Here is a 14,067-nt window from a genome sequence, read left to right as displayed (position 1 = left end):
GACGAGGGAGGAAACCCCGATGAACATTCACGAATACCAGGCCAAGGCCATCCTCCGCGATTTCGGCGTGCCGGTCTCCCGCGGCTTTCCCGCCTTCACCCCCGAAGAGGCCGAGGCCGCGGCCGGAAAGCTCGGCGGCATCGCCTTCGTGGTGAAAGCGCAGATCCACGCCGGTGGCCGCGGCAAGGGTAAGTTCAAGGAGCTGCAAGAGGGCGCCAAGGGGGGCGTCCGCGTGGTGAAGACTGCCGCCGGCGTCAAGGCGAATGCTGCCGAAATGCTCGGCAATACGCTTGTGACGCTGCAGACCGGCGCGGACGGCAAGCAGGTGAACCGCCTTTACATCGAGGAAGGCGCACTCATCGACAAGGAATTCTATCTCTCCATGCTGGTGGACCGCGCGACCTCGCGCGTCGCCTTCGTGGTCTCCACCGAAGGCGGCATGGACATCGAGGAGGTGGCGCATGCCACGCCTGAGAAGATCCACACCTTCTCCGTGGACCCGGCCACCGGCGTGCAGCCCCTGCACGGCCGCAAGGTGGCGCAGGCGCTCGGCCTCACCGGCGATCTCGCCAAGCAGGCCGGGGCACTCACCACCAACCTCTACAAGGCCTTCACCGAGAAGGACATGAGCCTTCTGGAGATCAACCCGCTGGTGGTGACGAAGGACTCCCGCCTCGTCTGCCTCGACGCCAAGGTGGGCTTTGATTCCAACGCCATCTTCCGCCACTCGGACGTGGCCCAGCTGCGCGACGAGAGCGAAGAGGACTTCAAGGAGATCGAGGCCTCGCGCTACGACCTCTCCTATATCGCGCTCGATGGCACCATCGGCTGCATGGTCAACGGCGCGGGCCTCGCCATGGCGACCATGGACATCATCAAGCTCTACGGCATGGAGCCGGCCAACTTCCTCGACGTGGGCGGTGGCGCCACCAAGGAGAAGGTGACGGCGGCCTTCAAGATCATCACCGCCGATCCCAATGTCGAGGGCATCCTCGTCAACATCTTCGGCGGCATCATGCGCTGTGACGTGATCGCCGAGGGCGTCATCGCCGCCGTGCGTCAGGTCGGCCTGAAGGTGCCGCTGGTGGTGCGCCTCGCCGGCACGAACGTGGACGAGGGCAAGAAGATCATCCGGGAATCGGGGCTCAACGTGATCCCCGCCGATGATCTCGACGATGCGGCGCAGAAGATCGTCGCGGCCGTGAAGAAGGAAGCTGCGTGATGTCCGTGCTGATCGACGCCAACACCCGGGTCATCACCCAGGGCTTCACCGGAAAGAACGGCACGTTCCACGCCGAGCAGGCGATCATGTACGGAACGAAGATGGTGGGCGGCACCTCCCCCGGAAAGGGCGGCTCGGTGCATCTCGGCCTGCCGGTGTTCGACACCGTGCTGGAGGCGAAGGAAGCCACCGGCGCCGATGCCTCGGTGATCTACGTGCCGCCGGCCGGCGCGGCCGACGCCATCCTGGAAGCCATCGACGCGGAGATCCCGCTCATCGTCTGCATCACCGAGGGCATCCCCGTGCTCGACATGGTGAAGGTGAAGCGGGCGCTCTCCGGCTCGAAGTCGCGCCTCGTGGGGCCGAACTGCCCGGGCATCGTGACGGCAGGGCAGGCCAAGATCGGCATCATGCCGGCCAACATCTTCAAGACCGGCTCGGTGGGTGTGGTCTCGCGCTCCGGCACGCTGACCTACGAGGCGGTGTTCCAGACCTCGCAGGAAGGCCTCGGCCAGACCTCGGCGGTGGGCATCGGCGGCGATCCGGTGAAGGGCACGGAGTTCATCGACGTCCTTGAGATGTTCCTGGCCGACCCCAAGACCCAATCCATCATCATGATCGGCGAGATCGGCGGCTCGGCCGAGGAGGACGCGGCGCAGTTCATCGCCGACGAGGCGAAGAAGGGCCGCAAGAAGCCGATGGTGGGCTTCATCGCCGGCCGCACGGCCCCTCCCGGCCGTCGCATGGGTCATGCCGGCGCCATCATCTCCGGCGGCAAGGGCGGCGCCGAGGACAAGATCGCGGCCATGGAGGCGGCGGGCATCCGCGTGTCTCCGTCCCCCGCGCGCCTCGGCAAGACCCTCGTCGAGGTGCTGAAGGGCTGAGGACAGGAGCGTTTCCGCGCCTGACCTCGCGAAATGACGCCGTCATCCCCCGGCTTGTCCGGGGGATCCACCCTGCCGCGCGCAGGGTGCCGGATTGCCCGCACCGCTATCGCGGCGCCGTGGATGCCCCGGACAAGCCGGGGCATGACACGGAGAGGAGGCAAAGGGCGGTTCCCAAAACAATCACCAGAGGAAACACCCATGACCACCTGGCTGCGCTTCGCCGCCGACGGAAAGACCGGCTTCGGCACGCTTGAGGGCGATACCATCGCCGTGCACGAGGGCTGCATGTTCGCGGGCGCCACCGCGACCGGCGCGACGCTGAAGCTCGCCGACGTGGCGCTGGAGGCCCCCTGCGCGCCCTCCAAGATCGTCGCCTTGTGGAACAACTTCCATGAGCTGGCGGCCAAGCTGAAGGTGGCTGAGCCCGCCGAGCCGCTCTATCTGCTCAAGGCCACCACTTCCGTCTCCGCGCCCGGCTCCGTCGTGCGCCGGCCGGCTTCCTATGAGGGCAAGACGGTCTATGAGGGCGAGCTGGGCATCGTCATCGGCAAGACGCTGACCAACGTTTCCGAAGCGGAAGCCGCGGCCGGCATCTTCGGCTACACGGTGGTCAACGACATCACCGCCGCCGACATCCTCAACCGCGACCCGACCTTCCCCCAGTGGGCGCGGGCCAAGGGCATCGACGGCTACGGCCCGTTCGGCCCGTGGATCGTGACGGATTTCGACCCCGCCGCTGCGCGCGTGCGCACCATCCTCAACGGGCAGGAGCGGCAGAACTATCCGCTCGCCGACATGATCTTCCCGCCGGCGCAGCTCGTCTCGCTGCTGTCGAAGGACATGACGCTGAACCCCGGCGACCTCATCGCCTGCGGCACCTCGGTGGGGGTCGGCACCATGAAGGAGCCGACCAACGCCATCGAGATCGAGATCGCCGGCATCGGCACGCTGGTGAATACGTTCGTTCAGTGAACGAAGGTCAGGGCCGGGCGGTCAGCCTCTGACTGCCCGTGCCCCGGCAATGAGGATGCAGGCACCCACGAAGCCGGCGACGAGATAGCCGAGCCAGCCGGCGAAGCCCACGCCAAGCAGCCCGAACAGGAAGCTGGCGATGGCGGCGCCGATGATGCCGAGAATGATGTTGGTGAAGAGGCCGGTGTCGCTCTTCATGAACATGGAGGCGAACCACCCGGCAAAGCCGCCGATGATGATGGCGGCGATCCAGCCCACTTGCGCCTCTTGCATGGTGTCCCTCCGATGTACCGCCCCGCTCGCGTGGGGGCGCGGAGGAAACGGTACAGCAGCCTAACGGTTCCGGCCACGCTCGCGAATGGACAGCAAAAAGGCCGCCCGGAGGCGGCCTTTTCAGAATCAGGCTCTGGGCCGCGCGGTTTGATCGCGCGGCGACAGGCTCCTCACTTCTTCAGTGCAGCCTGCGCCGCCGCGAGGCGGGCGATCGGCACGCGGAAGGGCGAGCAGGAGACGTAGTTGAGCCCCACCTCGTGGCAGAAGGCCACCGAGGCCGGATCACCGCCATGCTCGCCGCAGATGCCGAGCTTGATGTCGGGACGCGACTTGCGGCCACGCTCCACGCCGATCTTCACCAGCTCGCCCACGCCGTCCACGTCGATGGAGACGAAGGGGTCCACCTCGAGGATGCCCTTCTGGACATAGGGGCCGAGGAAGGTGCCGGCGTCGTCGCGGGACACGCCGAAGCAGGTCTGGGTGAGGTCGTTGGTGCCGAACGAGAAGAATTCGGCGCCCTTGGCGATCTCCTCCGCCCGCAGCGCGGCGCGGGGCAGCTCGATCATGGTGCCCACCTGGAAGGTGAGGGTGGCGCCGGTCTCCTGCTCCACCGCCTTGGCGGTGTCGCGGATCACCTTGTCCACGATGTCGAACTCGGCCTTGGTGGCGATGAGGGGGACCATCACCTCGGGCACCACCGCCTCGCCGGTCGACTTGGCGGCGATCACCGCCGCCTCGAAGATGGCGCGGGCCTGCATCTCGGCGATCTCGGGGAAGGCAATGGCGATGCGGCAGCCGCGGAACCCGAGCATCGGGTTCACTTCGTGCAGCTCCTTGTAGCGCCGCTCCACCCGCTCGATGTCCACGCCGAGGCTTTTCGCCACCTCAGCCGTCTCCTCCGCCGTGTGGGGGAGGAACTCGTGCAGCGGCGGGTCGAGCAGGCGGATGGTGACCGGCAGGCCCTTCATGATCTCGAACAGCTCGACGAAGTCGTCACGCTGCATGGGCAGCAGCTTGGCCAGCGCCGAGCGGCGGCCGGCCTCGTCGTCGGCGAGAATCATCTCGCGCACGGCGAGGATGCGCCCGGCGTCGAAGAACATGTGCTCGGTGCGCGACAGGCCGATGCCCTCGGCGCCGAACGAACGGGCCATGCGGGCGTCCGCCGGGGTCTCGGCATTGGCGCGGACCTTGAGCTTGCGGACCTTGTCGGCCCAGCCCATCAGGGTCGCGAACTCGCCGGACAGCTCCGGCTGGAGCATCGCCACCTCGCCCGCCAGCACCTGGCCGGTGCCGCCGTCGATGGTGATGAGGTCGCCCTTCTTGAAGGTCTGGCCGTTCACGGTCAGCGTCTGGGCGGCATTGTCGATGCGCAGCGCACCGGCGCCGGAGACGCAGGGCTTGCCCATGCCGCGCGCGACCACGGCCGCGTGGGAGGTCATGCCGCCACGGGCGGTGAGGATGCCCTGGGCGGCGTGCATGCCGTGGATGTCCTCAGGGCTCGTCTCGACGCGGACGAGGATGACCTTGCGGCCCTGCTCCTTCCACGCCTCGGCCTCATCCGCCGAGAACACGATGGCGCCAGCCGCCGCGCCCGGGGAGGCGGGCAGGCCGGTGGCGATCACCTTGCGCTCGGCCTTGGGGTCGATGGCGGGGTGGAGAAGCTGGTCCAGCGCGGCGGGATCGACGCGGCCGACGGCCTCCTGCTCAGTGATGAGCCCCTCGGCAGCCAGCTCCACGGCGATGCGCAGGGCCGCCTTGGCGGTGCGCTTGCCGGAGCGGGTCTGGAGCATCCACAGCTTGCCCTTCTCCACCGTGAACTCGAGGTCCTGCATGTCACGGTAGTGGTTCTCGAGCACATGCGAGATGCGCTCGAACTCCTTGAAGGCGTCGGGGAGGGCGACTTCCATGGAGGGCTTGTCGGATGAGGCGGCCTTGCGGGCCTTCTCGGTGAGGTCCTGCGGGGTGCGGATGCCCGCCACCACGTCCTCGCCCTGGGCGTTCACCAGGAACTCGCCATACAGCGCGTTCTCGCCGGTGGAGGGATTGCGGGTGAAGGCGACGCCGGTGGCCGACGTCTCGCCCATGTTGCCGAACACCATGGACTGCACGTTCACCGCCGTGCCCCAGCTCTCGGGAATCGAGTGCAGGCGACGGTAGGTGATGGCGCGGGCGTTCATCCAGGACGAGAAGACGGCGCCGATGGCGCCCCAGAGCTGCTCGTGCGGGTCCTGCGGGAAGGGCTTGCCGAGCTGCGACTCGACCTTCGCCTTGTACTTCACCACCAGGGCCGCCCAGTCGTCGGCCGAGAGGTCGGTGTCGAGGGTGTGGCCGTGCTGGAGCTTGTAGTGCTCCAGGATCTCCTCGAAGTGGTGATGGTCCACGCCGAGCACCACGTCGGAATACATGGTGATGAAGCGGCGGTAGCTGTCATAGGCGAAGCGCCGGTCGGCGAGACGGGCCACCGCGTCCACGGTGGCGTCGTTGAGGCCGAGATTCAGCACCGTGTCCATCATGCCGGGCATGGAGGCGCGGGCGCCCGAGCGCACCGAGACGAGCAGCGGGTTCGCCGCATCGCCGAACGCCTTGCCGGTGATCTGGCCCACCTGGGCGAGCGCGGCTTCCACCTCGCCCTTCAGCTCGGCCGGATAGGTCTGGCCGTGGGCGTAATAATAGGTGCACACCTCGGTGGTGATGGTGAAGCCGGGAGGAACGGGCAGGCCGAGGTTGGACATCTCGGCGAGGTTCGCGCCCTTGCCGCCGAGAAGATTCTTCATGTCGGCTTTGCCCTCGGCCTTGCCGTCGCCGAAGGTGTAGACCCATTTCGTCATGTGGGTGGCCCTGTGGGTGGAATGTGCAGAGTGGCGGGATGCTTTAACGTGCAGCGCACAAAGCATCAACTGGGCAATCGGACGGCCGTTCCCGCGCCGCCCTGCTGAAGCCGCGGGCGATCAGTGCCCCATGAGGCCCGTGACGCCCACGATGATGAGGTAAATGGCGACAAGCACGTTCAGAAGTCGCGGGAAGGCGAGGATCAGCACGCCTGCAATCAGCGCGACCGCCGGCTGAACGATGACCATGTTGAAAGACATTGTGAAGCCTCCCCTTTCGTCCGGGCGGCCCGAACTGCCTCCGTCGCCGCCGCGGCGCACGATTGCCGATCCGGGGCGCAAGGTCCATGGGGTCATGGGGGCCGTGGCGCGCGGACCGGGCGCGAGGTTGTACCCGGCGCGGGATGCGCCTCACGGTGCCGTTACGTGCGACGACATTGCGCGGGCGGTGCAACACGGCACAATCCCTTCATCCGCATTTCGCCGGACCATCCGCGCGCACGCCTGCCACCGCCGGTGCCCGGCAGGCCGGGGAGGGCGCGACCGCTGGGAGCCGCCATGCCCGCCCCGTCCACTGCCCCGTCCTCTCCTCATGCCGTTGCGGCACCACTGCGATCACGCCCCCGTCGCGGTGGGGGACGAGCGCGTGCGCTCCTCGCTGCGACCGCATTCGGGCTGCTGGCGCTGTCGGCGGGCACCGCGTTGGCGCAGCCGGAGAAATGCCCGCGCATGGTGGCCGAGCGGCCGAAGGTGCGGCTTGCGGCGCTGGACGCGGCCATGCTGCGGCTCGCCGAGGCGGCGGGGCCGGTGCACCTCACCTTCATCGGCCATGCGAGCTTCCTCATCGAAAGCCCGGCCGGGGTCAGCATCGTCACCGACTACAACGATTATGTGCGGGCGAATCTGCTGCCGCGCATCGTCACCATGAACCACGCCCACGACACGCATTACACGGACGCGCCGGACCCCGGCATCGAATATGTGCTGAGGGGCTGGGGGCGGGACGGGGCGCCGGCGCACCATGAGGTGACGGTGGAGGACGTGTGGATCCGCAACGTCCCCACCAACATCCGCCGCGGGGCGGGCACGGAATATGACGGCAATTCCATGTTCGTGTTCGAGGTGGCGGGCGTGTGCATCGCCCACCTGGGCCACCTGCACCACCTTCTGACCAAGGACCATCTGGAGGCGCTGGGCCGCATCGACGTGGTGCTGGCGCCGGTGGATGGGTCCTACACGCTCGATCTCGAAGGCATGGTGGAGGTGCTGAAATCCATCAACGCGCCGCTGGTCATCCCCATGCACTATTTCAGCCAGTACGGGCTGGAGCGCTTCCTCGCCCGGCTGGGGCAGGAATGGACGGTCCAGCGCGCCACCGAGCCGTTCGTGCTGCTCAGCCGGGAGACCCTGCCCAAGACCCGCACGGTGCTGGTGCTGCCGGGGCGGTAAAGCGGGGGAGGCAGGCGAGCGCCCGAAGGATATGCGTGACCGTCATCGCCCGCCTTGTGCGGGCGATCCGCGGCTCGGCCGGGTTGCCACGTCGAGACCCGGCACCGCACTTGCGGACCGGTGGATGCCCCGGACGCGCCGGGGCATGACGGCGTGTGGCCTCAAAGGTCGTCCGGAGCCCTAGCCCCAAAAGAAAAAGGCGCCGCGCAGAGCGCGACGCCTTTGTTCTGTCTCGACCCGGGTCAGGCGACCCGGCCGACCTCACTTGAGAGCGAGGAAGGTGGTGTCGAAGGAGAGGCTGGCCACGTAGCGGTCGCCGCAGACGTTCTGCAGGCCCGAGATCACGCCGCAGGTGCCGAGGGGAGCGAAGCCGACGCCGGACACGTAGGACGGGCTCGAGGTGAGGGTGCTGCCATAGTAGCGCAGGTCGAGGGTGGCAGCCTTGTAAGTGAAGGCGACGCCCACGTTCCAGGTGGTGTAGGAGGGCAGCTCGTAGTTGGCGACGAAGATGTTGCCGAGGTCGGTCTGGCCGAGCCACTGATAGCCGAGCTCACCCGACACGTAGAAGCCGACGTCCTTGACCGGGCTCCACTTGGTGAAGTCGATCTTGGCAGTGCCCGACAGGTAGGTGCCGGTGGAGCCGGAGCCCGCATAGCTGTTGGTGTAGTAGAGGTTGCCGCCGACGGTGAACACGTCGTTGATGACGTAGGTCGGCTTGAAGTAGATTTCCCAGTAGTCGATGTTCACCGACGGGACACCAGCGCCCAGCGTGTTCACGCCGATCTCGCCGGGATAGTAGTAGTAGACGAAGCCGACGTCGGCGGTGAAGGCGCCCCAGGTGTGGCGCAGGCCGCCGTACAGGTCGATCTCAGCCGAGGCGTCGGTCAGGCCGGTGAAGCCGCCGAACTGGTTGAGCGGGGGGAAGTCGACGTTCGAGGCGAAGATGCCGGCGTAGATCCAGTCGAAGAGGCGCAGCTCCGCATAACCCTGGACGGTGGGGTTGCCGTCGGTCTGCGAGATGCCGCGGAACACGTAGTCGGTGCCGAGCTTCACGCCGAAGGCGACGTCCCACAGCGGGGTCGGATCGGGCGCCGGAGCGGCCTTCACGGGCATGGGCGAGCTCAGGTCCGCGGCGCCAGCGGCACCCACGGAAGCGGCTCCGGCCAAGAGCATGGAAGCGGCAACGACTGCAATCTTGTTCATAACGGTTTTCCCCGCAGCGATCTGGAATGATAAAAATCAGGTCGCGGCTTCAAGTCCAATGCGAAATTTGAGGCAGCAAATGCATCCGCTTTAGGCAAAGTGTTGCAATTGCTGGATTCTGATGTTGCATCGTTGCAACGCACTGTCCCGAAACGGTACGGCGGCCCGTTCCTGCCAGGAAAACGATGTGCCGTGAAAGGGATCTGGCGCCTCAAAAAGGCCATGTCACGGGTACCCTGATCCGGCCGGGTGACGCTTTCGGATCACACGGTTTGTCACATAGGGGACTCACGGGTGTGACTCGCGGGAGTGACCAACGGGCAGGTCATGCCGGCTGGCGGGAACTGCCGGCAGACGTTTCCCCCGCTGGCGGGGCCGGATGAGTGTCAGGGCCGCGTCATCAGCAGCGGGCGGCCGCGTTCCGGCGTGCGCGCCCAGCCGCCGTCCTCCTGCCGGGCGAAGCGGATGACCGAGGCGCCACCCTCGCCACGGACGATGATGTTGCCGCCCTCGATGTCCCAGGCGGTGGGACCGAAGCGCAGCAAAGCCGCGTCGCAGCCGGTGGCGATGTTCAGGCGGAACCCGCCGCCCTTGGCCGGCGAATCGAGGAAGGTCACCCGGCATACGGGCGCTCCGGCCTGCCGGGCGAGATCCCAGTCGCCCACCACTTCCTCCGGCCGCAACTCGGTGGCGTCGGCCGTGGCGGGGTTGGCGAGGAAATACACGCCATCCCCTTCGCGCAGCGCCTCGTAGCTGCCGCCCGCACCCTCGGTGAACTCGGCCACGGTGCGGCCCTGCGCATTGAGCAGGCGGATCGAGCCGGAGGGATCGGGCAGCCAGGCGATGACCTGGGCGGAGAAGCCGATGTCGGCGCAGGCGGGCCGGTCGAATTCCACCGCGAGGCCGGGGCCGGAGGCGTCGGGCTTCAGCGCGAAGGCGCAGCTGCGGGAGCCGTCGGCGCTGGAGAGGCGCAGCGGCGCCGCGATGCGGGCCGCCGCCTCGCGCACGCTGGCATCGAGCTTCGGCGCCGCGGCGGGCGCCGGCTTGGCCGCCGGATCGGCCTTCTGCGCGAAAGCGGGCGTGATGGCGAACAGGCCGGCGAGCACGGGCACGGCCAGCATCCGGCACAGGGGCACGCGGAGCATCCGATCCATCGGAAAATCGTTCAGATCCGCCATGCTGCCCTCCACCACGACCGATGCCTCGACCGCCCCCTCCGCGTTGCGCCGCGAGTCTAGCACCGCGCGGGCGGGGGATCATCAGGCACGCGCACCGGCGCGATGGCCGGCGTGTCGCAGCCGGAGGGCGGCGCGGGTCAGCCGCGCGGCCAGGGCGTTTCGGCGACGGGGGTCAGCGGTCCCTTGCCGTCGAAGAAGGCGAGGATGTTGTCCACCACCAACTGGCCCATGGCGGTGCGGGTGTGGTGAGTGGAGGAGCCCACATGCGGTAGCAGCACCGTGTTTTCGAGGGCGAAGAACGCTTCGGGCACGTTCGGCTCGTCCTCGAACACGTCGAGGCCGGCAGCGAGGATGGTGCGCGACTGGAGCGCCGCGAGCAGCGCCGCCTCGTCCACCACGGTGCCGCGCGCCACGTTGATGAAGATGCCGTTGGGGCCCAGCGCCTCCAGCACATCCTTGTTGACGATGTGCCGCGTCGCCGGACCGCCGGGGATGATGGCGACAAGGATGTCCACCGCCCGCGCCATTTCCACGAGGTCCGGATAATGGCGATAGGCCACGTCCGCCTGCGGACGCCGGCTGTGATAGACGACGGGCACGGCGAAGGCCTCCAGCCGTCTGGCGATGGCCTTGCCGATGCGGCCCATGCCGAGGATGCCGACGGTGCGGTCGCGCAGGGTGGGGCCGAGGGGATAGGCGCCCTTGGCCCACTGTCCCGAGCGCACGAAGCGGTCGCCCTGGGGGAGCTGCCGGACGGTGGCGAGCAGCAGGCCGAGGGTGAGATCGGCGACTTCCTCGTTCAGCACGTCCGGCGTGTTGGTGACGATGACGCCGCGCTTTGCCGCCGCTGCCGCGTCCACCGTGTCGTAGCCGACGCCGAAATTGCTGACGATCTTGAGATTCGGCAGGCGCGCCATCAGGGCGTCGTCCACCTTCGTCTTGCCGCGGGTGGCGATGGCCTCGACCGCGCCGGCATTGCTCTCGTCGAGGGCGTCCAGGGGCACGAGGGTGAAGCGGCCGGAAAGCTGGCGCTCGACGACCTCCTCCATCACGGGGCCGGTAAGGAGCAGGGCCGGGCGGGCGGCATCGGTCATGGCAGGTCTCCGCTAGGGCGGCTGGGCAGGGGAAGAAACGGATGGGTCACCGGCGGGCAGGCGGGAGCGGTGCCCCGCGAACCCCGCGCCGATGCCCGCGGAGCGCGACCGGAAACGGCTGCCTCATCCGCGGGAGGGGTATGTCTAGCCCTATCTCAGACCTTCGTCCAATGGAGCTTCAATCGTTTTAAATTTCCACTTGATCCCGTTCTCGCCTCGCACCATGATCGCGCCGCGTTCCGGAAGGGACGCCCGGCCGGAGGTCTGTTCCGGCCCAAGAATCGAAACGGCTGCATCGGGCAAGGTCCTCAAGGGCCCCCGCGCGGTACGAGGAAACGGCGAGGGGAGAGGACGCTGCATGGCGACCGTGGACATTCGCGGTGTGAAGAAGGCCTATGGGTCGACGCAGGTCATCCATGGCGTGGACGTGGACATCCGCGACGGTGAGTTCGTGGTCCTGGTCGGCCCCTCGGGCTGCGGAAAGTCCACGCTGCTGCGCATGATCGCCGGCCTGGAAAACATCTCCGGCGGCGAGATCCTCATCGGCAATCGCGTCATCAACGAGATGCCGCCGAAGGAACGGGACATCGCCATGGTGTTCCAGAACTACGCGCTCTATCCGCACATGACGGTCGCGGACAATATGGGCTTCTCGCTGAAGCTGCGCAAAGCCCCGAAGTCCGAGATCGAGAGCCGGGTCCAGCGCGCGGCGGAGATTCTCAACCTCACCAAGCTGCTCGACCGCTACCCGCGCCAGCTCTCCGGCGGCCAGCGCCAGCGCGTGGCCATGGGCCGCGCCATCGTGCGCGATCCGCAGGTGTTCCTGTTCGACGAGCCGCTCTCCAATCTCGACGCCCAGCTGCGCGTGCAGATGCGCACCGAGATCAAGGAGCTGCACCAGCGGCTGAAGACCACCACCGTCTACGTCACCCACGACCAGATCGAGGCCATGACCATGGCCGACAAGATCGTGGTGATGCACGACGGCATCGTGGAGCAGATCGGCGCCCCGCTCGATCTCTATGACCGGCCGGCCAACCAGTTCGTCGCCGGCTTCATCGGCTCGCCCTCCATGAACTTCGTCAAGGGCAAGGTGCGGCTCGGTGCCAATCCCATGCTGGTGACGGACAGCGGTGTCGAGGTGCCCCTGCCGGACGCGCAGGGCCTCTCCGACGGGCAGAAGGTGGTCTACGGCCTGCGCCCCGAGCACATCCGCCTCGATCCCGCGGGCGTGCCGGCGCAGGTGGTGGTCACCGAGCCCACCGGCTCGGAGATTCTCGTCGTCGCCCGCCTCGGCGAGGGCGGCGACGCGCAGGAGATCACCTGCCTGTTCCGCGAGCGGCTGAGCTTCAGCCCCGGCGAAGTGATCCGCATCGCGCCGCAGCCGGGCCTCACACATCTTTTTGACGAGGCGACCGGAAGTCGGCTCTGACAAGGTCCGTTACCGTGCCGGGGCCCCCGGCACGATCAGGGGGAAAGAAGACCGTTCGAGACTGTCGTCCGAAACGGCCCGTCCTCGAGGAAACGCTTCACGGGAGGAAGACCAATGACCATTTCCAGACGTGACCTTCTCATGGGCGGCGCGGGCCTCGCGGCCGGCGCCATGGCCCTGCCCATGCTCTCCACCAAGGAGGCCATCGCCCAGGCCGTCGCCAAGTTCCAGCCGGAGGCCGGCGCCTCCCTGCGCCTGCTGCGCTGGTCGCCGTTCGTGAAGGGCGAGGAAGACGCCTGGATCGCCAACACCAAGAAGTTCACCGAGGCCACCGGCATCGATGTGCGCATCGACAAGGAGAGCTGGGAGGACATCCGTCCCAAGGCCGCCGTCGCCGCCAATGTGGGCTCCGGCCCGGACATCGTGTGGGTGTGGTTCGACGACGCCCAGCAGTATCCCGACAAGCTGCTCGACGTGACCGAGCTCGCCACCAGCCTCGCCGGTCAGTATGGCGGCTATTACCCGGCCTCCCAGGCCTATGCGACGGTCAACGGCCGCTTCGTCGGCCTGCCGCTCGCCACCATCGGCAATGCGGTGGTCTATCGCGACAGCTGGGTGAAGCAGGCCGGCTTCTCCGAATTCCCGAAGGATACCAAGGGCCTTCTCGAACTCGGCAAGGCGCTCAAGGCCAACAACCACCCGATGGGCTTTACCCTCGGCCACGGCGTGGGCGACGGCAACAACTTCTGCCACTGGGTGCTGTGGAGCCACGGCGGCAAGATGGTGGACGAGGGCGGCAAGGTCGTCATCAACTCGCCGGAGACCGTCGCCGGCCTGAAATATGTGGCCGAGCTGTACAAGACCTTCATCCCCGGCACCGAGAGCTGGCTCGACGTCAACAACAACCGCGCCTTCATCGCCGGTGACTTGTCGGTGACGGCGAACGGCGTGTCGGTCTATTACGCGGCCGCCAACGACCCCAAGCTCGCCGAGATGGCGGCGGACATGAAGTCCACCAACTTCCCCGTCGGCCCCATCGGCAAGAAGGTGGAGCTGCACCAGACCACCACCGCCTGCATCTTCAAATATTCCAAGTTCCCCAAGGCGGCGCAGGCCTATCTCGCCTTCATGTTCCAGGCCGACCAGTACAATGCGTGGCTCACCGGCGCGAGCGCCTATTGCTGCCAGACGCTGAAGAGCTTCGCCAACAACCCGGTGTGGACCTCCAAGCCCATCCACGCCGCCTACGCGCTCGCCTCCGAGACGCTGCAGCCCAACGGCTATGCCGGTCCGCTCGGGCCGAAGTCGGCCGCGGCCATGGCCGACTGGATCGTGGTGGACATGGTGGCGGAAGCCGCCACCGGCCAGCGCACGCCCGAAGAAGCCGCCAAGCGCGCCCAGCAGCGCGCCGAGCGCATCTACCGCTGAGGCGGGACTGATGCCTTCATCCTCCTCCCCTCTCCCCTAGCGGGAGAGGGGCTGGGGGTGAGGGGGCCAATGCGGGGTGGGGGAGCAACCCCTCACCCGTC

Annotated in this window: 12 protein-coding genes; 6 read left to right on the top strand and 6 right to left on the bottom strand. The window is 67.6% G+C overall.

What is annotated here, in order from left to right; all coding sequences use genetic code 11:
* Positions 1–19 precede the first annotated feature (19 nt).
* The 3 genes from sucC to FHT36_RS18240 all read left to right on the top strand — a co-directional run bounded on the left by sucC (position 20) and on the right by FHT36_RS18240 (position 3,081).
* A complete protein-coding gene (gene sucC / locus FHT36_RS18250) occupies positions 20–1,222 on the top strand; it encodes an ADP-forming succinate--CoA ligase subunit beta (RefSeq protein WP_169123925.1) in 1,203 nt (400 codons plus the stop codon).
* Positions 1,222–2,106 carry a succinate--CoA ligase subunit alpha gene (sucD, locus tag FHT36_RS18245; RefSeq protein WP_169123924.1) on the top strand — a complete coding sequence of 295 codons (885 nt, stop codon included), beginning with the start codon at positions 1,222–1,224 and terminating at the stop codon, positions 2,104–2,106. The genes sucC and sucD overlap by 1 nt, the downstream gene beginning before the upstream one ends.
* Positions 2,107–2,307: 201 nt before the next feature.
* Complete coding sequence (locus FHT36_RS18240; RefSeq protein WP_169123923.1) at positions 2,308–3,081, top strand: fumarylacetoacetate hydrolase family protein; 774 nt, start codon at positions 2,308–2,310, stop codon at positions 3,079–3,081.
* A gap of 21 nt (positions 3,082–3,102) precedes the next feature.
* Here the strand turns inward: FHT36_RS18240 and FHT36_RS18235 are convergent, their stop codons facing one another.
* The 3 genes from FHT36_RS18235 to FHT36_RS18225 form a co-directional block, all read right to left on the bottom strand.
* Complete coding sequence (locus FHT36_RS18235) at positions 3,103–3,354, bottom strand: GlsB/YeaQ/YmgE family stress response membrane protein (RefSeq protein ID WP_024280333.1); 252 nt, start codon at positions 3,352–3,354, stop codon at positions 3,103–3,105.
* Between the two features lie 170 nt (positions 3,355–3,524).
* The gene (ppdK, locus tag FHT36_RS18230) at positions 3,525–6,182 is read right to left on the bottom strand and encodes a pyruvate, phosphate dikinase (protein WP_169123922.1); all 2,658 of its coding nucleotides are present in this window, start codon (positions 6,180–6,182) and stop codon (positions 3,525–3,527) included.
* A 120-nt stretch (positions 6,183–6,302) separates the two neighbouring features.
* Positions 6,303–6,443: a DUF3096 domain-containing protein gene (locus FHT36_RS18225; RefSeq protein ID WP_081762717.1), complete on the bottom strand. Its 141-nt coding sequence runs from the start codon at positions 6,441–6,443 to the stop codon at positions 6,303–6,305.
* 468 nt (positions 6,444–6,911) lie between these two features.
* On the opposite strand from FHT36_RS18225, the gene FHT36_RS18220 reads away from it, so the two are divergent.
* On the top strand, positions 6,912–7,631 hold the full coding sequence (locus tag FHT36_RS18220) for an MBL fold metallo-hydrolase (protein WP_246702308.1): 720 nt from the start codon (positions 6,912–6,914) through the stop codon (positions 7,629–7,631).
* Between the two features lie 261 nt (positions 7,632–7,892).
* Here the strand turns inward: FHT36_RS18220 and FHT36_RS18215 are convergent, their stop codons facing one another.
* The 3 genes from FHT36_RS18215 to FHT36_RS18205 all read right to left on the bottom strand — a co-directional run bounded on the left by FHT36_RS18215 (position 7,893) and on the right by FHT36_RS18205 (position 11,106).
* Positions 7,893–8,834: a TorF family putative porin gene (locus tag FHT36_RS18215; protein ID WP_229645313.1), complete on the bottom strand. Its 942-nt coding sequence runs from the start codon at positions 8,832–8,834 to the stop codon at positions 7,893–7,895.
* A gap of 386 nt (positions 8,835–9,220) precedes the next feature.
* Complete coding sequence (locus FHT36_RS18210) at positions 9,221–10,012, bottom strand: protease inhibitor Inh/omp19 family protein (protein ID WP_169123920.1); 792 nt, start codon at positions 10,010–10,012, stop codon at positions 9,221–9,223.
* Positions 10,013–10,149: 137 nt separating this feature from the next.
* A complete protein-coding gene (locus tag FHT36_RS18205) occupies positions 10,150–11,106 on the bottom strand; it encodes a 2-hydroxyacid dehydrogenase (protein WP_169123919.1) in 957 nt (318 codons plus the stop codon).
* 358 nt (positions 11,107–11,464) lie between these two features.
* Between FHT36_RS18205 and FHT36_RS18200 the strand changes: the two genes are divergently transcribed.
* Positions 11,465–12,538, top strand: a complete 1,074-nt coding sequence (locus FHT36_RS18200) for an ABC transporter ATP-binding protein (RefSeq protein ID WP_169123918.1) — start codon at positions 11,465–11,467, stop codon at positions 12,536–12,538.
* Between the two features lie 114 nt (positions 12,539–12,652).
* Positions 12,653–13,966: an ABC transporter substrate-binding protein gene (locus FHT36_RS18195; protein ID WP_169123917.1), complete on the top strand. Its 1,314-nt coding sequence runs from the start codon at positions 12,653–12,655 to the stop codon at positions 13,964–13,966.
* The last annotated feature ends 101 nt before the right edge of the window (positions 13,967–14,067 follow it).

This window comes from Xanthobacter sp. SG618 (assembly GCF_012932745.1).
Taxonomy (GTDB): Bacteria; Pseudomonadota; Alphaproteobacteria; order Rhizobiales; family Xanthobacteraceae; genus Xanthobacter; species Xanthobacter flavus.
Note: the sequence above shows the minus strand (reverse complement) of the source record. Positions and strands in the feature narration are given on the sequence as shown.

Excerpts from the sequence above, each read along its gene's own strand:
- sucC (WP_169123925.1), top strand. The coding sequence starts at position 20 with ATGAACATTCACGAATACCAGGCCAAGGCCATCCTCCGCGATTTCGGC.
- sucD (WP_169123924.1), top strand. The coding sequence starts at position 1,222 with ATGTCCGTGCTGATCGACGCCAACACCCGGGTCATCACCCAGGGCTTC.
- FHT36_RS18240 (WP_169123923.1), top strand. The coding sequence starts at position 2,308 with ATGACCACCTGGCTGCGCTTCGCCGCCGACGGAAAGACCGGCTTCGGC.
- FHT36_RS18235 (WP_024280333.1), bottom strand. The coding sequence starts at position 3,354 with ATGCAAGAGGCGCAAGTGGGCTGGATCGCCGCCATCATCATCGGCGGC.
- ppdK (WP_169123922.1), bottom strand. The coding sequence starts at position 6,182 with ATGACGAAATGGGTCTACACCTTCGGCGACGGCAAGGCCGAGGGCAAA.
- FHT36_RS18225 (WP_081762717.1), bottom strand. The coding sequence starts at position 6,443 with ATGTCTTTCAACATGGTCATCGTTCAGCCGGCGGTCGCGCTGATTGCA.
- FHT36_RS18220 (WP_246702308.1), top strand. The coding sequence starts at position 6,912 with ATGGTGGCCGAGCGGCCGAAGGTGCGGCTTGCGGCGCTGGACGCGGCC.
- FHT36_RS18215 (WP_229645313.1), bottom strand. The coding sequence starts at position 8,834 with ATGAACAAGATTGCAGTCGTTGCCGCTTCCATGCTCTTGGCCGGAGCC.
- FHT36_RS18210 (WP_169123920.1), bottom strand. The coding sequence starts at position 10,012 with ATGGCGGATCTGAACGATTTTCCGATGGATCGGATGCTCCGCGTGCCC.
- FHT36_RS18205 (WP_169123919.1), bottom strand. The coding sequence starts at position 11,106 with ATGACCGATGCCGCCCGCCCGGCCCTGCTCCTTACCGGCCCCGTGATG.
- FHT36_RS18200 (WP_169123918.1), top strand. The coding sequence starts at position 11,465 with ATGGCGACCGTGGACATTCGCGGTGTGAAGAAGGCCTATGGGTCGACG.
- FHT36_RS18195 (WP_169123917.1), top strand. The coding sequence starts at position 12,653 with ATGACCATTTCCAGACGTGACCTTCTCATGGGCGGCGCGGGCCTCGCG.